We start from the raw sequence: 18,496 nt of genomic DNA, 5'->3' as shown, positions 1-18,496 counted from the left end.
TCATAAACTTCCTTTTCTGATCTCATTTTTATCTCCTCCAATTATTGAAATAGGTGTGAAGCCATTTTAGGGCTTTCCCGCCTTGATTACCCTTTAGCAAAGACGGGCGGGGCTGTCAACGGCGGCGCATGAAATGCGCCGTTCATCTTGACCGTTGACTGGCTCGGCTGGCTTTGCTATTTTTATCGAATTGCATATTGGTAAATTGCATTGATATGTACTTGGGTTGTATTCACGATTGGCACATTAACATCTTCGGGCTTTATGGCAAGTGGCAGCTCCGTACAGGCGAGAATGAGTGCATCTACATTTTCTTTTTCAATGTATTTATTTGCCAGTGCAATCATTTTCTCTTTATCACTAGGAATTACTATGCCATTCTCTAAATTGGGGTATATCAGTTTTCCTAATAGAGATATTATTTTTTCGCTATCGCCTTTACAAGTAACATCATCGGGCGGCGAAGTTCATCTTCCATACCCGGAATATCCATCATCTCTTTAGGCGGTTCTGCTTCCTCTACAACTTTAAGCTCAAACCCATTGTTCAGCAATCCCATTATAATCTGTGTAAGTGTGTGATGTTGTTTTACTACATCACATCCTAAAAAATGTGTATTTCGTTCTCCTGTTATAAAGTAATTATCAATCGCCCAATATTGCGGTTTCCCATCATCTGTATAAATCCAATCCTGCCCAACTCCTGCGGTAAAAACAGGGTGTTCGATATTAAAAAGAAAAATTCCACCTGGTTTTAATGTCCTATACACTTTTTGAAATATTTCCACTATGTCCTCTATATAGTGCAGAGCTAAATTAGATATAACACAATCCCATTCATTTTCTGGATAGTCATATTCCTCTAATCCGCTAATACGATATTCAATTTGATTTCCTGAATTGCGCTTTTGGGCTTCCTCAATCATTTTCTTACTTAAATCGATCCCTAATATTTTTGTAGCTCCTTGTTCTTCTGCGAACTTGCAGTGCCAGCCATATCCGCACCCCAAGTCAAGAACAGATTTTCCTTCTAACGAAGGAAACAAAGGTTTTAATTGATGCCATTCACCAGCAGCTTTTAACCCCTCTTTACTGCGGGACATCTTTGCATATTCTTCAAAAAACTTCTCATTATCGTATTCATTATTCATAACCTTAACATCTCCTATTTTATCCTTCGGCACCGCCGCCTCCAGGCGGCTCCCCAACTTCATCTGCTCGATAAATGGGAATTGCACCAAAACAATCTAAGACAACAATGCTGCCCTACTTGCGATTTTTTCTTGTACTGCGGAAACAGTTTCTTGAATGGAATAATTGGTCGTATCTACAACATTCGATTCATATATTCCCAGATTGCAAAATTGCTCCCACATTGTTTCTACCAATTCGATATTTGTTTTTCGGTCTAACTTTGAGCGTTCAACAGCCCGCTTTAAGGTTTCTTCCTTACTTGCCCTTAAAATAATATAATGCACCTCATAATGTTCCCGAACAAGAGCTTTCCATGGCTCCAAAAACCATGGCCCGACAATCCCATCTACAATTACATCATATCCGCCACGAGCATATCGCTTCGCAGCTTCTAAAAAGGCTTCAATAACAACTAAATTTTGTTCGTTGGACTCTGGTAAATGCGGCGGTATTGCTCCTTTGCTTAAATAATGGAAAAAGTCGTCTGTGTGCATATGCACAGATTTATCCATGTTCGATTCTTTTGCGACAATCGACGCAGTTGTTGTCTTTCCTGTTCCCGGCGAACCTGTAATCACAATAATTCTTCCTTGGTTCATTTTCACTCCTCCTATTTCGATTTGCTGTTCTCTATTTCTTTTTCCGTCCCCGCTGTGGGTTTGGATTTTTCGGCAAGTCCAACTTCTCCGCAATCTATTTTAGCCGCTTCTTTTCTTCTTCAAACAGTTTATTATACCCCAAAACCATAAATCAGCAAACGCAAAAACCGTTACCAAAGAAAATGCCGCCTGCCTTTTTTGCTAAACCTAAAGAGGCTAAGTTAGAAGTGGACGCACTATACAAAGGAATACTACCATTTCGTCTAACTGCTTCTGCCCATTCTGCAAGTGTGTGGAATGCATACCCTTTTCTTCTGTAAAGTTCAGCCGTTTCAATTCCCGCTTCCTCTGCCTCAAGAATAATCCGAACACTACGACAAATAGATACGACTTGAGAATCTTCCAAATAAGCAGCGCAAAAGGGAACATCCAGCAACTCTTCAGGTAGCCAGGGAAAATAGTGGCTCATCTGAGGCTCAATGTTGTCTTTAGTGAGTAAGCAGGCTTTTAACTTTGGCTGTTCAGGAAGCCAAAAACAAGCATCTTCTGAAATCTTACTTTCTCCTAATAGTTGCCGATATTCTTTATCATAAATAGGTGATTCATTCGGCAGCATCAGTACTGGCTCTCTGTTGGTAATTGATTGTAGTTTTTCTCTTAATTCTTTCGGTACGTCAGCACGAAAATAAGTATGTGGTTTTTCGTAAAGTGGTCTTGTCAAATAGAAGCGGGGAGCCGGCTGTGAAGTGGAGTCCCATGGTTCCCTTATAGTCATAAGTTCGTTCTTTTCATTCATTGTAAACAGTGCTTCTACATGAAGCTGCATATAGTACGAGTTGCTTTTTCCCATTTTCTAATATTCTCCTACATTTATTTCTCTGCCTGTTCAATCATTTTCTTTACTAACCGCTGAAACAGGTCGGCGGTTTCCTCGTCCATCGGCGCAAGCTGTCCAATCTGTCCGGCTATCATCGCCGTTACATCGTCAATGGAAAGCGGTTTTTGTTTCTGTTCCGCCAGTGCGTCCCGCATGGCTTGGAACATAGCGGCGGTCACAGCTTCTCCCGGCTGTTCCCCGTTGTCTATGTCTTTCTTAATGTCCCGCAGGATAGCCAGGAACACATTTTTGATTTTTTCAATCTCCGCTTCATGTTCCCCCATCTTTTGGGCGTTCAAAAGCTGTAAATCCTGCTTCGCTTCTGCCCGGTGTTCCGGGTGTTCTTTCATCAGGTCGGACAGGGAAGCCGTTGCCATCTCGATAAGCTGGTTTCTTGCTGTTATGCCCTTTGCCGCCGTATCCTGAAAATAAATCCGTATCAAATCTATCAGCTTGGGAAAATTCCTGTGTTCCAACAGACGGTTGAGGATTTGCACATCAACAGCACCCGTCACAAGCCCCCTCACGGCCCCCTCTGACAAGCCTAATTCAGAAATATCGTAACTTTTACGGACGCTCACGGTAGACAAGCCCAGTATGTAGTCTGTCGATACCTTAAATTCCTTTGCCACACCTATGAGAATATCACTGCTTACCGTTCTTGTTTCGCCGCTGACAATGCGGCTCAATTGGGAAGCGGAAACGCCTATCTTCTCCGCAAGTTCCTTTTGTGTGATGTGGTTCCCGTTGCATAAATCGGAAATCCGCTGTCCGGGTGTTCCGGGTAAAGCCATAGACACGCACCTCCTCCGCATACTTCCATTATACAAGATAATTGCAAAAATGCAATTTCCAAAGTGTAAACTTCATCAAAATGCAATTCTCGCAAAAAGCCGGGATTTGCATTTTTTTCGTGTAGACTTAGGGTAGTTCATCGATGGACAGCACCTTGAAAACAGAATGACCGTCCGAAAAGAGAATACCACGGCTGGGGAAGCACCGCCAGGAGCCGGACTTTTGGACACTTTGTCCAGAGGTCACTTCGGGACAAAACGTCCCGAAGCTGCGGGGAGCGTGCCAACGCCGGAATACGCCGCTATTGTCGGGGCCCCCGCAAAGCCGCATGGCTTTGTGGGAAGAGGAGGAGCAGCGGAGCGAGTGAGTTTTGCCGCTTGCGGCGAAACGAGCGATACGCAGCTTGCGACGACGAGGCAGGAAACCTTTTCGGGGAGAACGGCAATGGAAAGCAAAATGGAGGGAACGCATGAGAGATAACCCCTATAAAGACTTGCCGCCGCTGGAACGCAGGCCGGACGGTTCCCTTTACCGCATGACACCGGCGCAGAAGAAACAGGCGGCCAGCCTGATACGCCGGGAGTGCTGTTGCTGTGAGGACGGCAACTGCATTGTCCTTGACGATGGGGACGCCTGCACCTGCCCGCAGACGGTTTCTTTCTCGGTCTGCTGTAAGTGGTTCCGCTGGGCGGTCTTGCCGCTGGACGGGACGCTGAAAGCGGAGATTTTCCGGGATAAGGACATGAAACGCTGTGCGGTTTGCGGCGGCGTGTTCGTCCCCAAATCCAACCGGGCTAAATACTGCCCGGACTGCGCCGCCAGAGTTCACAGGCGGCAGAAAACAGAAAGTGAACGGAAAAGGAGGTCTGCTGTGGACAGTTAGGAGCGGAAAAGCCTTGATTTATAAGGCTTCGCAGGCCCCAAACCGGGGCAGGTGGTATAAAGTATCGCCCGCCCCGGAAAACGGGCTTCTAACCGTCCACAAAACACGATATGACAAACACGATTTACATTCACCAGCCGGAACAGGCGTTCAGCTTCACCCGGCTCCCGAATTTTCTCTTTGAAGCCCCTACATTCAAGCCCCTGTCCAACGAGGCAAAGGTGTTGTACGCCTTTATCCTGCGCCGGACAGAGTTATCCCGCAAGAATGGGTGGGCGGACGAGTACGGGCGGATTTACCTGTACTATCCCATCTGCGAGGTAGTTGACCTGCTCCGCTGTGGGCGGCAGAAAGCGGTAAATACCATGCGGGAACTGCAATATGCCGGACTGGTGGAGATCCAGAAGCAGGGCTGTGGAAAACCCAACCGCATTTTCCCAAAATCCTATGAAGCGGTTCCGAACACCGACTTCAAGAAATCCCGTTCTGGTACGCCGGAGGGCTGAAAACCGTACCCATGAAGTACGGAAATCACTCCTGAGAAGTACGAAAACCGGACGGTATATAGAAATACAAAGATTAAAAAGATTGATTTATATTCTATCCATTCCAATCCTATCCGAGCTATTTTCTGCGGGATTTTCCCTGTGGAAAACCCCGGATAGGAAAGGAATGGGGAAAGGAGCAGAATGGCACAGCACGCAATTTTGCGTTTTGAGAAGCACAAGGGCAACCCGGCAAGGCCGCTGGAAGCCCATCACGAACGGCAGAAAGACCAATACGCCAGCAACCCTGATATTGACACCAGCCGGAGCAAATACAACTTCCATATCGTCAAGCCGGAGGGACGCTATTACCACTTCATTCAGAGCCGGATTGAGCAGGCCGGGTGCCGAACCCGCAAGGACAGCACACGGTTTGTCGATACGCTGATAACCGCCAGCCCGGAGTTTTTCAAGGGGAAATCCCCAAAGGAGATACAGGCGTTTTTCCAGAGGGCGGCGGATTTCCTCACCCACCGGGTAGGGCGGGAAAATATCGTGTCGGCGGTGGTACACATGGACGAGAAAACGCCCCACCTGCATTTGACCTTTGTTCCGCTGACAAAGGACAACCGCCTGTGCGCTAAGGAGATTATCGGCAACCGGGCAAACCTGACGAAGTGGCAGGATGATTTTCACGCCTACATGGTGGAGAAATATCCCGACTTGGAGCGTGGGGAAAGCGCCAGCAAGACAGGCCGGAAGCATATCCCCACCCGGCTTTTCAAACAGGCGGTTTCCCTCTCCCGGCAGGCAAGAGCCATTGAAGCCACACTGGACGGCATTAACCCGCTGAACGCCGGAAAGAAAAAAGAGGAAGCCCTCTCCATGCTGAAAAAGTGGTTCCCGCAGATGGAGAATTTCTCCGGGCAGTTGAAAAAGTACAAGGTCACAATCAATGACCTGCTGGCAGAAAATGAGAAGCTGGAAGCACGAGCCAGAGCCAGCGAGAGCGGCAAAATCAAAGACCGCATGGAGCGGGCAAAGCTGGAAAGCGAACTGCACGATATGCAAAGGCTGGTTGACCGTATCCCGCCGGATATACTGGCGGAACTGAAACGGCAGCAGCGGCAGTATGGAAAGGAAAGGTGATTTTATAAGTAACAATATCAGATACAAAAAGGAAACAGAAGTCGTGACTTTTCAGGGAAAGGAAATCACGCTGGAAAACCTCTCCCCGGTGTTCACGCCGGAGCAGGAAGCGACCAAACGCCGGGAACTGGAGCAGCAGCTTTATGAGGTGTTCCGCAAATATGCCGATAAGCGGCAGAAAGAGGAAGCCGGGGCATAAATCCCGAAGCCATCGTTGATTTGCGGGGCTGCTGGCGGTATAATAGAACTGTCAGCAGCTCCGTTTCTTTTTAAGAAAAGGAGCGACAAAATGAATAACAGGATAGACGCGATCTATGCAAGGCAATCGGTAGACAAAAAGGACAGCATTTCCATTGAAAGCCAGATTGAGTTTTGCAAATACGAATTGAAAGGCGGGAACTGTAAGGAATACACAGACAAAGGGTACAGCGGCAAGAACACAGACCGCCCGAAGTTTCAGGAACTGGTGCGGGATATTAAGCGGGGCTTGATTGCAAAGGTCATTGTTTACAAACTTGACCGTATCAGCCGTTCCATTCTGGACTTTGCCAACATGATGGAACTGTTCCAGCAGTACGATGTGGAGTTTGTGTCCTCTACGGAGAAGTTTGATACCTCCACCCCGATGGGGCGGGCTATGCTGAATATCTGTATCGTGTTCGCCCAGCTTGAACGGGAAACGATACAGAAGCGGGTGACAGACGCTTACTACTCCCGCAGTCAGCGGGGCTTCAAGATGGGCGGGAAAGCCCCTTACGGCTTCCACACCGAGCCTATCAAAATGGACGGTATCAACACAAAGAAGCTGGTGGTAAACCCGGACGAAGCGGCCAATATCCGGCTGATATTTGAGATGTACGCCCAGCCCACAACCTCTTACGGGGACATTACCCGGTACTTTGCCGAACAGGGGATTTTGTTCTACGGCAAGGAACTGATACGCCCCACACTGGCGCAGATGTTACGCAATCCCGTCTATGTGCAGGCGGACTTGGATGTGTACGAATTTTTCAAAAGCCAGGGTACGGTTATCGTCAATGACGCCGCCGACTTTACGGGGACAAACGGCTGTTATCTGTATCAGGGGCGGGATGTGAAGCCCAGCAAGAAAAACGACTTGAAAGACCAAATGCTGGTGCTGGCTCCCCATGAGGGCATTGTTCCGGCGGATATATGGCTGGCTTGCCGCAAGAAGCTGATGAACAACATGAAAATCCAGTCCGCCCGAAAAGCCACCCACACATGGCTGGCGGGGAAAATCAAGTGCGGGAACTGCGGATATGCGCTTATGAGTATCTTCAATCCGTCCGGCAGGCAATATCTCCGCTGTACGAAACGGCTGGACAATAAAAGCTGTCCGGGCTGTGGGAAAATCATCACTTCCGAACTGGAAGCGGTGGTTTACCAGCAGATGGTGAAGAAGCTGGAAAAGCACAAGACGCTGACGGGCAGGAAGAAAGCGGCAAAGGCCAATCCCAAAATCGCCGCCCTGCAAGTAGAGCTTCTCCATGTGGACAGCGAGATTGAAAAGCTGGTGGACAGTCTGACGGGCGCGAACAATGTCCTGCTCTCCTATGTGAATGTGAAGATAGCGGAACTGGACGGGCGCAAGCAGGAACTTGTGAAGCAGATAGCCGAGCTGACGGTGGAAACCATCAGCCCGGGACAGGTCAACCAGATTTCCGGCTACCTCGACACATGGGACGATGTATCCTTTGACGACAAGCGGCGGGTGGTGGATTTGATGATTACCACCGTTGCCGCCACAAGCGACAGCTTGAACATTACATGGAAAATCTGACGGGCGGTAATCCTCCCGTCAGACCGTTACCCTGTGTAGTCCCTTGTAAACTGTACTTTTGTTCTCTGAAAATAATGTATTCGTGAGGGGTATAACTGAGTGATACCGTGCTGATTTTTCTCAACATCGATAATCAAATTTATCATATCATTACTTTTCATTATTGACCTCCTAAGACGATGTATTGATTGATTTTTCCCGGTAAAACATCGTTAACTTGGTATGCTTTGGGGTTCTCATCTACAATCTTTTTTAGTGCTTTAGAAAGTGTATTCTTTTCGGACCTTGATAATGATACCCATTCATTAGGGACTAGTGACGATACTATAAAAACATCGCCTTCTTTCTTTGCAGAAAGAGTGTCTTTCATTTTTGAAATTAAGTCTGCAATATCAATGGTGTTGTTATCGGTCAAAGATAACAAGGTTCTGTACTTTTGATATGCAGATAAACTTAATCCCATTTTTTCGCTTTCTCGTTGAAGCAATAAAATTTCTTCCTCAGAGTAATTTGAATAAACTCGTGCCATAGAGACCTCCTTAAAATATTTATGGGGATAGGTGCTATGCCCATTATACACAAGGAAAACTATTTTGTCAAGAAAAAGATGGCTGCTCGTTTGAGTAGCCATCAAGTACATTATTCAAAATCGTTGTTGGGCATCATATTTAACGGATTTTGCTTCATAAATTTGATACCTCATTTTTTTGATTATTTGATGTGTCCATATTATCCAGCCCTATACGATGGGCTGTTATCAAATTGTTATCGGTGGTGATAACGGGGGGTAGCAGGGTTGTTGTTTTCTCTGGTGGTTTACAACTACATTTTACCACGAAAGGCAGGGAAATGCAATAACCATCCTTGCTGTGGCGTATCAAGGAATCTTACTGAACATATGGCGCACCTTATCCAAACGGCTGTTTGGACGGCGGGGCTGGATGACTGGCTTGCCGACAGCGGCCTGATACCCTTTCAGTTCTGTAAGGCATACGCTCTGCCCGTTGGTGTAAAAGGCCAGATCAGTACGGTATGCCTGTATACAGCGGGCGGGAATCTCGCCAGTAAAGACAACTTCATCCTTTTTTACCTGGACCGTTTCGATGGTGGCACAGTATTTCGGTGCATCATGATAAGCCCTGGAAAGATATTCCCGGGGCGCATAGAGGGTGAAGGAGAGATAAGGTTCCAGCAGTTGCGTCCCTGATTCCTTCAATGCCTGTTCCAATACAATCGGGGCCAATGAGCGGAAGTCCGCCGGCGTGCTGACCGGACTGTAATAAAGCCCGTATTCAAAGCAAATCTTACAGTCCGTTACGTTCCAGCCGAACAAGCCCTGCTCCAGCCCGTAACGGATACCATCCCTGACAGCGTTTTGAAAACTCTGGTTCAAGTATCCCAGCGAAACCCGGCTCTCGTATTGTACACCGGAGCCAAGCGGGAGTGGTGTAACAGACAGTCCGATGGATGCCCAAAACGGGTTGGGCGGCACCTCGATATGGATGGTGTGGCTGGCTGCTTTGAGCGGCCGCTCCATATAAATGACGGTGGGTTCCTTTACCACTGTTTCAAGCTTGTATTTTTCCGACAGCAAAGCGGAAACAACCTCCAACTGCACCCGGCCCAAAAAAGAAAGAATGATCTCATGGGTGATGGAATCCACCTCGCAGCGCAAAAGCGGGTCAGTATCCGCAAGTTGCGTAAGAGCGTCCAGCAGCCGTTCTCTTTGCGCTGCCGTTTTCGGCGCAATCGACGTCCGCAGCATGGGGAGGGGGTCCTCACGCCACCTTTTACGAGGGAGCCGGGTTGGGTCCCCTAATACATCGTTTAACCTCACGCTGTCGCTGGGAAGGATAACAATTTCACCCGGATAAGCGGTGTCTGTCCGAACAATTTCCCCTTTGGATGGAATACGCATCTCTGTGATTTTCAGCTTTTCTCTCCCGGCCAGGGCCACCGTATCCCGCAGGCGCAGCGTTCCGCTGTATAGCCGTAGATAGACACGCCGCTGGCCGCAATCTGTATACTCCACCTTGAAAACGCTGCCGCATAGGGCGGCGCTCCCCTGTTCCCCAATCGGTTGGAACAGCCCTGTCACCGCATCCATCAACGGTTGAATGCCAAGGCCCTTTTTGGCGCTGCCATAATAGACCGGGAACAGGGAGGCGTCTTGAACCCGCCGCTGTTCCTCCCGCACAAGTTTTTCCCGGCTGATTGGTTCTCCTGCGATATACTTTTCCAATAATTTATCGTTATTTTCGATGACCGCATCCCATGCTTCTATGTCGGTATTTTCCTCCAGGACTATTTCCGGGGACAGCGACACCGTCTGCTTGATGATAATATCGGCGGAGAGCTTATCCCGAACAGACTGAACCACGCTCTGCAAATCAACGCCAGCCTGGTCGATCTTGTTGATAAAGATAACGGTGGGAATGTTCATTTTCTGAAGCGCATGGAATAATATACGCGTCTGTGCCTGTACGCCGTCTTTTGCCGAAATGACTAAAACAGCTCCGTCAAGGACAGATAAAGCACGGTATGCTTCGGTTAAAAAATCCATATGACCGGGAGTGTCCACAATATTGATTTTATAATCATTCCAGCAAAAAGAAGTAACTGCTGTCTGAATGGTAATTCCCCGCTGCTGTTCCAAAATCATAGTGTCTGTTCTTGTAGTCCCTTTATCCACGTTTCCCTGTTCCGCAATCGCTCCACTGGTGTATAGCAGACTTTCCGTCAATGTTGTTTTTCCTGCGTCTACGTGGGCAAGAATGCCAATATTGATTATTTTCATGTGATTGTCCTCCTTTTACAGCCCGAAAGGGCACAAAAATCCCCAGCAGTAAAATACTTTTACCACTGGGGATTATAATTTGCGGACATACACATATACAGCATACACCTATTTGTGACTGCTGTTTTTTTGGATATGTCAAAATTGATAAGGCAAAAGTATTCTTAAATTGGGTACAAAAAATCAAGCCCCCACAAAAGGAACTATCATAATCCTTTGTTCCCACTATTTGATTATAGTTTTATTTAAGAATACCTTGCCGCATATTTTTTACTCCTTTTCTGGAATGAAACTATTATATCACATCAGTTTTAGGAAAGCAAGTACCTAAAAGAAATTTTTCTTCCCCTTATATGTAACAATCATACCGGCTTCCTGGCGTTCAGAATGGTTTCTGCTGTCTGCTGTGGTGTTTGGTTGGAATTGTCCAGCCAAAAGCCGATCCGTGGTGTTGTCTGCATAAATGTATCGTATAAGGTTTCAACCGTAAAGCCGGAATAGCCTGTTTTCTCCCTGTATCGTTCCCTTTCTTTTATTGTTTCCACATCTGGACAAAGAACGACAACCTCAACAGGGTATTTATGCAGATAATTTATCATTCGATTTAATTCATCACCGTAGTAGTTATCTTGGATCACTACAGAAAAGCCGTTGTCAAAGTATGACTTTGCCGCATCAGCAGTCAATTTGTATCGAAGGTACAGCTGGCGGACTGCTTCCGCTGATGGGGTAGCTGACATATTTTCTCTGCCTGTAATAATCATTTTTCGGAACACATCACCACGAAGATGGACGCATTTTTCTATTGATTTTGCCAGTAAATCGGAAACTGTAGATTTTCCAGAAGCCATTAAGCCTGTAATGAGATAAATTTTTGGATTCATTTCACTTCCTCCGGTACAAAAAATATGTACATGTAACTAATTCAACACATTTATAATTTGAATAGGGACATTATAGCATTTACTAAATACAAATTCAATGTATACGGAAAGAAAGATATAAGGAGTGGGAGGGATTCCGCCGTAGTCGGCATTGTAGGAGAATCCAAAAGTTTAGATTTTCCCACAATGCTTATCTTTTGGTCTTTGGTTCGGAATAGTGTAGTGCTGGCGGTCTATCTCTTGTTTTCGGTTGCTTGCTTCTTTACCGTACATGAGCATTACTGCCGGGTACAAAGCGTTTCGGTGAATTAAAAAAATCAATCGGCAGCGTTTCTCAAAAGGTTTTGACTGCTCAGCTTCGTGATATGGAAGAAAACGGACTCGTTAATCGAAAAGTGTATGCTGAAGTTCCGCCGAGAGTAGAATACTCTCTGACAGAATTGGGACAAAGCTTGAAACCTATTCTCGACGCTATGTGGAGTTGGGGCGAAGATTATAAAGAAAAATGTAATAAATAACGAAAAGACCGTCAAATCTCAACATTCGAGACTTGACGGTCTTACATTTTGTGATTGTATTTAAGAAAATCGTTTTGGTGTTCCTGTTTGCGAAGTTGATAGCCCTGTGCAATCAGCGTATCCACTTTCAGAGCAATCAGGTTTATGTCGGAACTCATTGCCCGTGCAATCTGCTGAATGTCATAGCCGTTTTCAATGTATTCCAAAATGGTGTCGTCCGGTAGCGAAGCTTGAGAAGCGAAGATGTTTGCTTCATACTCCATACGGTTTTCTCTCATATCAAAGATGTTGAACTCTTTGAACCCGCCGACAGCAACAGCTTCTTGCCTGTGTAGAACATCGTGCCCGATTTCGTGCCATAGCACTATCTGTTCCACGACCGGGTGCATACCGTTTTTAAGGAAAACAAAGCGGTTCTTCAGAATAACCTTGTATGCTCCACGCTGCTTGTCAAAATTCCGGTAGATTATATTGATACCAAGCTCTTTTGCGACCTTGTATGGGTCACGAGTGCCACAGCGGTCGATGAGCTTGTTTACGATTTTCACAATCTCAGCCGTAGTGTAATACCCCAATCCGGCTCACCTCCCATATTATAGTATATCGGATATTTACCCTATAATAAATTATAAACTATTATGTGTCCCATATATTGGACTTAGTTCACTTCGAGGATTACTCGTCTTTGCGGTATTTCTTCGGGGTGTATTTTTTATTGTTTTTCTTAGCGATGAGATATGCTTCCTGAATGGCGTCTACCATTTCACGCATATCCTCGTCAGCCATTTCGCCGCCGGCAAACAGACCGGTGACTTCTGCAAGCAATTCCTGAGCCTGTTTTGCTCCTCTGCGTCCGTATTTATCCTCTACATCGGCGATGAAAGCGTCATCCTCAGACAGCAGATAATTCACATTTACATTTAATGCTTCTGCCAGCTTCTTGTATCTTTCCATTCCTCTCGGACGGGATTTATCATTTTCATAAGAACCAATTATGCGTCGGGTTACGCCGATTTTAGCTGCCAACTCATCTTGACTCATACCAAGCTTTGTTCTTTCAGCCCTGACTTTTTCACCGAATGTCATTGTGATTTCACTCCTTAAAAGAATATTTACAGTTGAACTACCCATTTGCTCTTGACAAGTACAGTTGAAGTGTATATAATATGAATTGGGAAGTTGAACTACACATAGTGTACACCAAACTACCCAAAATGTCAAGGGGGTTCAAAAAATGTTACGAAGCATACTTCATTGTGATATGAATAACTTCTATGCCAGCGTCGAATGTATGCTCGACCCCGCATTGAAAAAATATCCGATTGCTGTTTGCGGCTCTGTGGAGGAGCGACACGGTATTGTGCTTGCAAAGAACTACAAAGCAAAGGCTTTTGATGTGAAAACCGGGGACGCAGTATGGCAGGCTAAACAGAAGTGCAAGGACTTGGTTGTAGTACCGCCCCATTATGAGGAGTATATCAAATACTCAAAGCTTGCGAGAAGCGTTTATGAGCGATATACCGACCAAGTTGAACCGTATGGTATGGACGAGTGTTGGTTGGATATTAGCGGGACGGAAAGCCTTTTCGGTTCGCCGGAAAAGGTGGCAAATGAAATTCGTGAAACAATGAAGTTTGAACTCGGCTTGACGATTTCTGTGGGTGTTTCCTTTAATAAGATATTTGCGAAGCTCGGCTCGGATATGAAGAAACCGGACGCAGTAACCGTAATACCAAAGGACACATTCAAAGAAAAGATTTGGGGACTTCCTGCCGCTGACCTGCTCGGTGTAGGACGGGCAACCCAGCGAGTGCTTGACAGCTATTGTATTCGTACCATCGGGGATTTAGCGAATACCGACCCTGAGTTCTTACGCAGAAGATTAGGAAAGAACGGAGTAGTTTTATGGAACTATGCCAACGGCAACGACCTTTCCCTTGTTGCCAAGAAAGACTTCGTTTCCCCTATAAAAAGTGTAGGACACGGTATAACTACAGTAGCAGATTTAGAGAAACCGGAGCAGGTGTGGCCCGTGTTTCTCGAATTAACCCAAGACATCGGACACAAGCTCCGTGTTCACGGACTGAGTGCAGAAGGTGTCGCAATACATATTAGAGACAACACGCTCAATACAAGGCAATGGCAGACGAAGATTGCACTTCCTACACAGTCTCCGATGATTATTGCAAAGACCGCTTTTCAGTTGTTTGAAAAAAGATATGGGTGGAATAACCCTATCCGTTCTGTGACGGTACAAGCCATAAATCTTGTTCCACAAGACACGCCCCGTCAAATTGATATGTTTATGGACGCTGCCAAACAGGACAAATTGGAGCGAATGGAAAAGTGTGTTGAAGAAATCAGACGGCGTTTCGGAAAGGACAGCATAAGGAATGGGGTTCTGTGTCAGAACTTGCGGCTACCACCGGAAAAAGCCGAGATCACTATGCCGACAGGTATGGTTGGTTAAGGAGGTCTAAATGTGATTGACGAAAAAGAGGTTACGGCTTATGTTACGATACCCGACTGTTTTTTGCAGGGGTGCAGCGAAGATATTGTTATCTTCCGTGCGGACGGCGGAAACCATTTTACCGACTACGGTATATATGAGGGAATGTTTCTTTTCTTTGACCGGAAAAAACGCTTTAAGAAAGGAAGGCTTTCCTGTTACATCAATACTGCCGGAAGTGACCGACCCAAGTACAGGGTGTCGGATAAGAACATCGACGGATACAAGCACTTGGGAAGATTAGTTTTGACTTTGAGAAATTACGAGGTATAAAAATGGAATCCGAAAGAAGAAAAGTTTATGTTGAAGTAAATGTAACACACAGACCTGATGGAACGGCTCGTCCGAACTTCATCAAGTTTGAGAATGACGAAAAATATGAGATAGACCGTGTAATTCAGAAATGCCGTGCGGCTTCCACCAAAGTCGGAGGAACCGGTATCCGCTACACGGTACAGATTTGCGGCAAGCCCACATTTCTGTTCGACGAAGAAAACGGAAAGTGGTTTGTAGAAGCAAAATCCTAATGGTAGGAGGTTTTGTAACTTGAAACATTTATCGAGATTTGACATCGAAGCGATTGCCGACAAGTATGTTCAGGCATATATGGCACTTCCCGATGTCCGCAACACACAAATATACAGAATTGACCCGGAGCTTCTCTTGGAGAAGGTTCTCGGATTGAATGTCGAATACCAGCACCTATCCTATGACGGTAGTATTCTCGGAATGACCTCATTTACGGAAATGGGTGTTCAGGTATTTGAAGATGATGATAACGAAGCCTTTTTCTTTTTGGACGGGAAAACCGTTCTCGTGGAAAAGGACTTGAACTTTGACAGCAAGCTGAAAGGCAGAAAGAATTTCACCTTAATGCACGAGGGCAGCCATCAGATATTCAAGATGTTGTTCCCGAATGATTACGGCGTGACACAGAAATCTGCCGGAGTACATTATTACAAGGCAAATTCCGAGAGGAATAAGCCTATATCCGATTGGGAGGAATGGCAGGCAAATACGCTTGGAGCAGCTATCCTTCTTCCCGAAAACCTTATAAAGCAGGGAATGTATCTGTTCAGTCTTGGAGAAAAGATTGAGTGTCTAAACAAGATATACTTTCCGGGCGTATATAAAAGGTTTGACGCACTTGCCGATTTTTTAGGGTGTTCAAAAAAAGCACTTGCCATACGAATGAAACAGCTCGGACTACTGAAAAAGGAGTATCTTGATAATCCTTTTGATTTGGTTACGGTTTATCCGGAGGTGAGCGAGCTATGAAATCGTTGGAACAAAAGATAATCGTAAGGTGCAAAAACTGTGGCTGGCGTATTTTTGACAAGGTAACAATGACAACAGGTGTTATTGAACTGAAATGTCCGAACTGCCACAGAGTAGTAGAGGTTGACCTGTCCCTCCGCAAGGGAACGGTCAAGTACAGATTAACAAGAAGTAATAACAGAGCGAACAATTAAATATCGGGCAGATGTACCGAGCCACGAGTCCTTGAGCGAAAGCTCCTGAGTCATCAAATTGCCGGACGCTGAGAATTAAGGGATAGAAATATCCTAATGTTCTTGGTGTCCGGCTTTTTTTGTAGCTCCCGAAAGGAGCAAGACCGTGACATATAAGTGGCTGGCATATATCGCCAAGTATCCGTAATCTCCGAATTTTTGATTTCAACCAAATTCAAAAATTCAAATTCAAGGAGATTACGACAATGACAAAACTTACATTAGAACAACAGGAATTATTATTTGCGAACGACTGCAAGCTCATTAACCTGCGGTATGAATATCACGGCTACACCGGCACAGAGAAATGGGCGATTGTGACAGAACTGGCGGAAGAAGAATTGTGGGTTAAATACCCTGATGTTATCCGTCGGTACACTCCGTTCATTCTGCTTTCTATGGCTCAGGGCGAAGTGATTGACGAGTCATACAGAAACAACGATAAGTACGAAAAGCGAGCAAAAAGAACAATCGATGTGTATGGGTATGAAGATGACATCTCTGAACAATTCCACCGGGAACTGATTACTCCGTTTGTTGACCCGTTTGAGCAAGCGGAGGAAGAACGGATTGAGGAAGAAAAGGAACAGCTCCGTCAGTTAGAAATTGCGAAAGTCAGAAAGGTATTGGAAATGCTGAAACCTGTTCAGAGAGAAAGACTGATTAAAGCGATTTTATTAGGTATGAGTTCAAGAAAAATCGCAAAGGAAGAAGGCGTATATTACAGCGTTGTAGATAAGTCGATTGCTGCCGCAAGAAAAAATTTCAAGAAATTTTATGAAAACCTCTGATTTTGGGTGTGCATTTTGACCCCCTTTGTCCAAATGAGTGAAGGGGTTATTTCAATTCCGGATAAGAAATGCACTTTCAAAACTAAATGAACAGAGAGGTTATACATATATGCAGAGAAAAGAAATTCAGCGTGGAGATTTATTCTACTACGATTTTGGAAAAAGAGAGGGGTCTGTCCAGTCGGGAGAGAGACCTGTAATGGTAATTCAGGCGGACAACTTTAATGCAAATGCTCCGACAATTATTGTTGCTGCTGTTACGGCTGTGATGAAAAAGAAGTATCTTCCTTCACACATCATTTTGGGTGAGGACTTCGGTCTGAAGAAGCCGTCAATGGTTCTTCTTGAACAGATACAAACCGTCAATAAGGACGAACTGACAGACTACATTGGTTCGGTAAACGACGAAAGGCTTTGGAAGCAAATTAACGCAGCTCTTAAAAAGACTTTCGGTTTATGGATTTACAACACAGACAGAAACGGAGATGTTCGCTGCTTATGTCCCAAGTGCCTGAGCGACTATATCCACGACCCAAATTATATTGTCAGGCGTCTTGACCCTTTTGCTAAAAGCAAAGACAACTGCGATAAGTGTAATAACGGCGGTTGGGATTATATCGTTTATGACAAACGCACCTCGGTCAAAGGAAAGGGGTGCAGGAATGTCAAATAGCTGTGAAAAGAAGAAGCGTTACGATATTCCTCTTTGGTGTAAACCAAACCTGTCTATTGAGGAGGCGGCAGCTTATTCCGGTATTGGAATGGGAAAACTCTATGAAATGACGGAAAGTCAGGATTGTCCTTTTGTTCTTTGGATTGGTAGCAGAAGAATGATTAAAAGGAAAGTCTTTGACGAATTTATCGAAAGGCAATACTCGATTTAAGAAAAAAGTCAAGTCTGCGATGAGCCGATTCGCATAATTGGCTTACCGCAGACTTTTGAGTATGCTGTAATCACCAAAGGAAGGAGGTTACAGCGTATGTCTGACAAACAGCTTAAATCCAATATGCCGAGTGTCCCAATTTGGAAGAAAATGAATCTTACGGTTGAAGAAGCTTCGGAATATTCGGGCATTGGCACATCAAAGATAAAAGAACTATCGAATAGCGAAGATTGTCCTTTCGTTCTTTGGAACGGAGCAAAGCGATTGATTAAAAGAAAACAATTTGAGGAATACCTGTCATCGCAGTATTCCCTCTGACGGAGGTGGTGTTATGGGAAATAAGCAGACTGAATTGAATAATCCAGGCAATCGGGTGGAAACCGTGCCGGTTTGGGTTAAGCCTTACCTTACGATTGATGAAGCGACCGCTTACACAGGCATAGGCAGAGACAAACTTTATGAGATGACAAGCCAAGAAAAATGTCCGTTCGTGCTGTGGGTAGGAAACAGACGAATGATTAAGAGACGAGTTTTTGATGAGTACATTGAGAAAATGTACTCAATATAGGAAGGAGGGCTTATGGACAACGGTGTTTTAGCTTACAGAGCCTTACTCGAAAAGCGTAAAGAAAAAGCTCCCTTTTGGGAGAAGAATGTACTAACTGTTGAGGAAGCAGCCGAGTACACCGGTATAGGTAGGACAAAAATCAGGCAAATCATAATGAAGGGTGATTGTCCCTTTGCTGTCACTAACGGTGTTCAGGTCTGTGTAATCCGAGACAAATTTATTGATTATCTTGATAAGCAATTTCGCATTTAA

General features: G+C 45.3%; 27 protein-coding genes and 1 pseudogene. 18 read left to right on the top strand and 10 right to left on the bottom strand.

Annotated features, from left to right (window positions below):
- Positions 1-182 precede the first annotated feature (182 nt).
- From HGO97_RS18880 to HGO97_RS18860, 5 genes are all read right to left on the bottom strand, one after another.
- Positions 183-374: an aspartate/glutamate racemase family protein gene (locus tag HGO97_RS18880; RefSeq protein WP_370751961.1), complete on the bottom strand. Its 192-nt coding sequence runs from the start codon at positions 372-374 to the stop codon at positions 183-185.
- A 44-nt stretch (positions 375-418) separates the two neighbouring features.
- Complete coding sequence (locus HGO97_RS18875; RefSeq protein ID WP_022582627.1) at positions 419-1,150, bottom strand: class I SAM-dependent methyltransferase; 732 nt, start codon at positions 1,148-1,150, stop codon at positions 419-421.
- A 96-nt stretch (positions 1,151-1,246) separates the two neighbouring features.
- Entirely contained in the window at positions 1,247-1,792 is a 546-nt protein-coding gene (locus HGO97_RS18870; RefSeq protein WP_131779266.1) for an AAA family ATPase, read from the bottom strand.
- A 151-nt stretch (positions 1,793-1,943) separates the two neighbouring features.
- On the bottom strand, positions 1,944-2,642 hold the full coding sequence (locus tag HGO97_RS18865; RefSeq protein ID WP_138262554.1) for a GNAT family N-acetyltransferase: 699 nt from the start codon (positions 2,640-2,642) through the stop codon (positions 1,944-1,946).
- A gap of 20 nt (positions 2,643-2,662) precedes the next feature.
- On the bottom strand, positions 2,663-3,463 hold the full coding sequence (locus HGO97_RS18860; RefSeq protein WP_007834095.1) for a helix-turn-helix domain-containing protein: 801 nt from the start codon (positions 3,461-3,463) through the stop codon (positions 2,663-2,665).
- A 166-nt stretch (positions 3,464-3,629) separates the two neighbouring features.
- Here HGO97_RS18860 and HGO97_RS18855 point away from each other — a divergent pair, with 166 nt between their 5' ends.
- From HGO97_RS18855 to HGO97_RS18830, 6 genes are all read left to right on the top strand, one after another.
- Positions 3,630-3,944 carry a hypothetical protein gene (locus HGO97_RS18855; protein WP_007834094.1) on the top strand — a complete coding sequence of 105 codons (315 nt, stop codon included), beginning with the start codon at positions 3,630-3,632 and terminating at the stop codon, positions 3,942-3,944.
- Complete coding sequence (locus HGO97_RS18850) at positions 3,934-4,347, top strand: cysteine-rich VLP domain-containing protein (RefSeq protein ID WP_007215983.1); 414 nt, start codon at positions 3,934-3,936, stop codon at positions 4,345-4,347. Before HGO97_RS18855 ends, HGO97_RS18850 begins: the two co-directional genes overlap by 11 nt.
- 110 nt (positions 4,348-4,457) lie before the next feature.
- On the top strand, positions 4,458-4,853 hold the full coding sequence (locus HGO97_RS18845) for a replication initiator protein A (protein ID WP_007215984.1): 396 nt from the start codon (positions 4,458-4,460) through the stop codon (positions 4,851-4,853).
- A 183-nt stretch (positions 4,854-5,036) separates the two neighbouring features.
- Positions 5,037-5,981, top strand: coding sequence for a MobV family relaxase (mobV, locus tag HGO97_RS18840; RefSeq protein ID WP_007215985.1), 945 nt, complete (start codon positions 5,037-5,039; stop codon positions 5,979-5,981).
- Complete coding sequence (locus HGO97_RS18835) at positions 5,965-6,180, top strand: hypothetical protein (RefSeq protein WP_007215986.1); 216 nt, start codon at positions 5,965-5,967, stop codon at positions 6,178-6,180. The genes mobV and HGO97_RS18835 overlap by 17 nt, the downstream gene beginning before the upstream one ends.
- A gap of 90 nt (positions 6,181-6,270) precedes the next feature.
- Entirely contained in the window at positions 6,271-7,782 is a 1,512-nt protein-coding gene (locus tag HGO97_RS18830; RefSeq protein ID WP_007215987.1) for a recombinase family protein, read from the top strand.
- 160 nt (positions 7,783-7,942) lie between these two features.
- Here the strand turns inward: HGO97_RS18830 and HGO97_RS18825 are convergent, their stop codons facing one another.
- From HGO97_RS18825 to HGO97_RS18815, 3 genes are all read right to left on the bottom strand, one after another.
- Positions 7,943-8,311, bottom strand: a complete 369-nt coding sequence (locus tag HGO97_RS18825) for a hypothetical protein (RefSeq protein ID WP_142691874.1) — start codon at positions 8,309-8,311, stop codon at positions 7,943-7,945.
- A gap of 348 nt (positions 8,312-8,659) precedes the next feature.
- Positions 8,660-10,579 carry a tetracycline resistance ribosomal protection protein Tet(W) gene (gene tet(W), locus HGO97_RS18820; RefSeq protein ID WP_216244436.1) on the bottom strand — a complete coding sequence of 640 codons (1,920 nt, stop codon included), beginning with the start codon at positions 10,577-10,579 and terminating at the stop codon, positions 8,660-8,662.
- A gap of 362 nt (positions 10,580-10,941) precedes the next feature.
- Positions 10,942-11,463 carry an AAA family ATPase gene (locus HGO97_RS18815; protein WP_013702081.1) on the bottom strand — a complete coding sequence of 174 codons (522 nt, stop codon included), beginning with the start codon at positions 11,461-11,463 and terminating at the stop codon, positions 10,942-10,944.
- 278 nt (positions 11,464-11,741) lie between these two features.
- On the opposite strand from HGO97_RS18815, the pseudogene HGO97_RS24460 reads away from it, so the two are divergent.
- Positions 11,742-11,981 (top strand): annotated as a pseudogene (locus tag HGO97_RS24460) (winged helix-turn-helix transcriptional regulator); the annotation flags it as partial.
- A gap of 41 nt (positions 11,982-12,022) precedes the next feature.
- Here the strand turns inward: HGO97_RS24460 and HGO97_RS18805 are convergent.
- Together HGO97_RS18805 and HGO97_RS18800 are read right to left on the bottom strand one after the other, a co-directional pair.
- Positions 12,023-12,556 (bottom strand): ImmA/IrrE family metallo-endopeptidase, encoded by a 534-nt coding sequence (locus tag HGO97_RS18805; RefSeq protein WP_066733233.1) that lies wholly within the window; start codon positions 12,554-12,556, stop codon positions 12,023-12,025.
- Positions 12,557-12,656: 100 nt separating this feature from the next.
- Positions 12,657-13,067, bottom strand: a complete 411-nt coding sequence (locus tag HGO97_RS18800) for a helix-turn-helix domain-containing protein (RefSeq protein ID WP_216244435.1) — start codon at positions 13,065-13,067, stop codon at positions 12,657-12,659.
- 148 nt (positions 13,068-13,215) lie between these two features.
- Here HGO97_RS18800 and HGO97_RS18795 point away from each other — a divergent pair, with 148 nt between their 5' ends.
- The 11 genes from HGO97_RS18795 (at position 13,216) to HGO97_RS18745 (ending at position 18,496) form a co-directional block, all read left to right on the top strand.
- A complete protein-coding gene (locus HGO97_RS18795) occupies positions 13,216-14,451 on the top strand; it encodes a DNA polymerase Y family protein (RefSeq protein WP_216244434.1) in 1,236 nt (411 codons plus the stop codon).
- A 12-nt stretch (positions 14,452-14,463) separates the two neighbouring features.
- Complete coding sequence (locus HGO97_RS18790) at positions 14,464-14,763, top strand: hypothetical protein (protein ID WP_216244433.1); 300 nt, start codon at positions 14,464-14,466, stop codon at positions 14,761-14,763.
- A 2-nt stretch (positions 14,764-14,765) separates the two neighbouring features.
- On the top strand, positions 14,766-15,017 hold the full coding sequence (locus HGO97_RS18785) for a hypothetical protein (RefSeq protein WP_003525178.1): 252 nt from the start codon (positions 14,766-14,768) through the stop codon (positions 15,015-15,017).
- A 19-nt stretch (positions 15,018-15,036) separates the two neighbouring features.
- Positions 15,037-15,768, top strand: coding sequence for an ImmA/IrrE family metallo-endopeptidase (locus HGO97_RS18780; RefSeq protein ID WP_014635880.1), 732 nt, complete (start codon positions 15,037-15,039; stop codon positions 15,766-15,768).
- On the top strand, positions 15,765-15,962 hold the full coding sequence (locus HGO97_RS18775; protein ID WP_003525176.1) for a hypothetical protein: 198 nt from the start codon (positions 15,765-15,767) through the stop codon (positions 15,960-15,962). The genes HGO97_RS18780 and HGO97_RS18775 overlap by 4 nt, the downstream gene beginning before the upstream one ends.
- A gap of 245 nt (positions 15,963-16,207) precedes the next feature.
- A complete protein-coding gene (locus HGO97_RS18770) occupies positions 16,208-16,792 on the top strand; it encodes a hypothetical protein (RefSeq protein WP_003525175.1) in 585 nt (194 codons plus the stop codon).
- A 109-nt stretch (positions 16,793-16,901) separates the two neighbouring features.
- Positions 16,902-17,465: a type II toxin-antitoxin system PemK/MazF family toxin gene (locus HGO97_RS18765; protein WP_216244432.1), complete on the top strand. Its 564-nt coding sequence runs from the start codon at positions 16,902-16,904 to the stop codon at positions 17,463-17,465.
- The gene (locus tag HGO97_RS18760; protein ID WP_164801383.1) at positions 17,455-17,676 is read left to right on the top strand and encodes an excisionase; all 222 of its coding nucleotides are present in this window, start codon (positions 17,455-17,457) and stop codon (positions 17,674-17,676) included. Before HGO97_RS18765 ends, HGO97_RS18760 begins: the two co-directional genes overlap by 11 nt.
- 96 nt (positions 17,677-17,772) lie before the next feature.
- Positions 17,773-17,994 carry an excisionase gene (locus tag HGO97_RS18755; protein ID WP_014635877.1) on the top strand — a complete coding sequence of 74 codons (222 nt, stop codon included), beginning with the start codon at positions 17,773-17,775 and terminating at the stop codon, positions 17,992-17,994.
- Between the two features lie 13 nt (positions 17,995-18,007).
- On the top strand, positions 18,008-18,244 hold the full coding sequence (locus HGO97_RS18750; protein ID WP_050748669.1) for an excisionase: 237 nt from the start codon (positions 18,008-18,010) through the stop codon (positions 18,242-18,244).
- Positions 18,245-18,256: 12 nt separating this feature from the next.
- Positions 18,257-18,496: an excisionase gene (locus tag HGO97_RS18745; protein WP_014635876.1), complete on the top strand. Its 240-nt coding sequence runs from the start codon at positions 18,257-18,259 to the stop codon at positions 18,494-18,496.

It is taken from the genome of Faecalicatena faecalis (assembly GCF_012524165.2).
GTDB classification, from domain to species: Bacteria; Bacillota; Clostridia; order Lachnospirales; family Lachnospiraceae; genus Faecalicatena_A; species Faecalicatena_A faecalis.
Note: the sequence above shows the minus strand (reverse complement) of the source record. Positions and strands in the feature narration are given on the sequence as shown.

Coding starts and splice junctions, on each gene's coding strand:
- HGO97_RS18855 (WP_007834094.1), top strand. CDS start 3,630: ATGACCGTCCGAAAAGAGAATACCACGGCTGGGGAAGCACCGCCAGGA.
- HGO97_RS18755 (WP_014635877.1), top strand. CDS start 17,773: ATGTCTGACAAACAGCTTAAATCCAATATGCCGAGTGTCCCAATTTGG.
- HGO97_RS18845 (WP_007215984.1), top strand. CDS start 4,458: ATGACAAACACGATTTACATTCACCAGCCGGAACAGGCGTTCAGCTTC.
- HGO97_RS18775 (WP_003525176.1), top strand. CDS start 15,765: ATGAAATCGTTGGAACAAAAGATAATCGTAAGGTGCAAAAACTGTGGC.
- HGO97_RS18795 (WP_216244434.1), top strand. CDS start 13,216: ATGTTACGAAGCATACTTCATTGTGATATGAATAACTTCTATGCCAGC.
- HGO97_RS18770 (WP_003525175.1), top strand. CDS start 16,208: ATGACAAAACTTACATTAGAACAACAGGAATTATTATTTGCGAACGAC.
- HGO97_RS18745 (WP_014635876.1), top strand. CDS start 18,257: ATGGACAACGGTGTTTTAGCTTACAGAGCCTTACTCGAAAAGCGTAAA.
- HGO97_RS18800 (WP_216244435.1), bottom strand. CDS start 13,067: ATGACATTCGGTGAAAAAGTCAGGGCTGAAAGAACAAAGCTTGGTATG.
- HGO97_RS18875 (WP_022582627.1), bottom strand. CDS start 1,150: ATGAATAATGAATACGATAATGAGAAGTTTTTTGAAGAATATGCAAAG.
- HGO97_RS18760 (WP_164801383.1), top strand. CDS start 17,455: ATGTCAAATAGCTGTGAAAAGAAGAAGCGTTACGATATTCCTCTTTGG.
- HGO97_RS18785 (WP_003525178.1), top strand. CDS start 14,766: ATGGAATCCGAAAGAAGAAAAGTTTATGTTGAAGTAAATGTAACACAC.
- HGO97_RS18825 (WP_142691874.1), bottom strand. CDS start 8,311: ATGGCACGAGTTTATTCAAATTACTCTGAGGAAGAAATTTTATTGCTT.
- HGO97_RS18850 (WP_007215983.1), top strand. CDS start 3,934: ATGAGAGATAACCCCTATAAAGACTTGCCGCCGCTGGAACGCAGGCCG.
- HGO97_RS18865 (WP_138262554.1), bottom strand. CDS start 2,642: ATGGGAAAAAGCAACTCGTACTATATGCAGCTTCATGTAGAAGCACTG.
- HGO97_RS18765 (WP_216244432.1), top strand. CDS start 16,902: ATGCAGAGAAAAGAAATTCAGCGTGGAGATTTATTCTACTACGATTTT.
- HGO97_RS18860 (WP_007834095.1), bottom strand. CDS start 3,463: ATGGCTTTACCCGGAACACCCGGACAGCGGATTTCCGATTTATGCAAC.
- HGO97_RS18835 (WP_007215986.1), top strand. CDS start 5,965: ATGGAAAGGAAAGGTGATTTTATAAGTAACAATATCAGATACAAAAAG.
- HGO97_RS18750 (WP_050748669.1), top strand. CDS start 18,008: ATGGGAAATAAGCAGACTGAATTGAATAATCCAGGCAATCGGGTGGAA.
- HGO97_RS18870 (WP_131779266.1), bottom strand. CDS start 1,792: ATGAACCAAGGAAGAATTATTGTGATTACAGGTTCGCCGGGAACAGGA.
- mobV (WP_007215985.1), top strand. CDS start 5,037: ATGGCACAGCACGCAATTTTGCGTTTTGAGAAGCACAAGGGCAACCCG.
- HGO97_RS18830 (WP_007215987.1), top strand. CDS start 6,271: ATGAATAACAGGATAGACGCGATCTATGCAAGGCAATCGGTAGACAAA.
- HGO97_RS18815 (WP_013702081.1), bottom strand. CDS start 11,463: ATGAATCCAAAAATTTATCTCATTACAGGCTTAATGGCTTCTGGAAAA.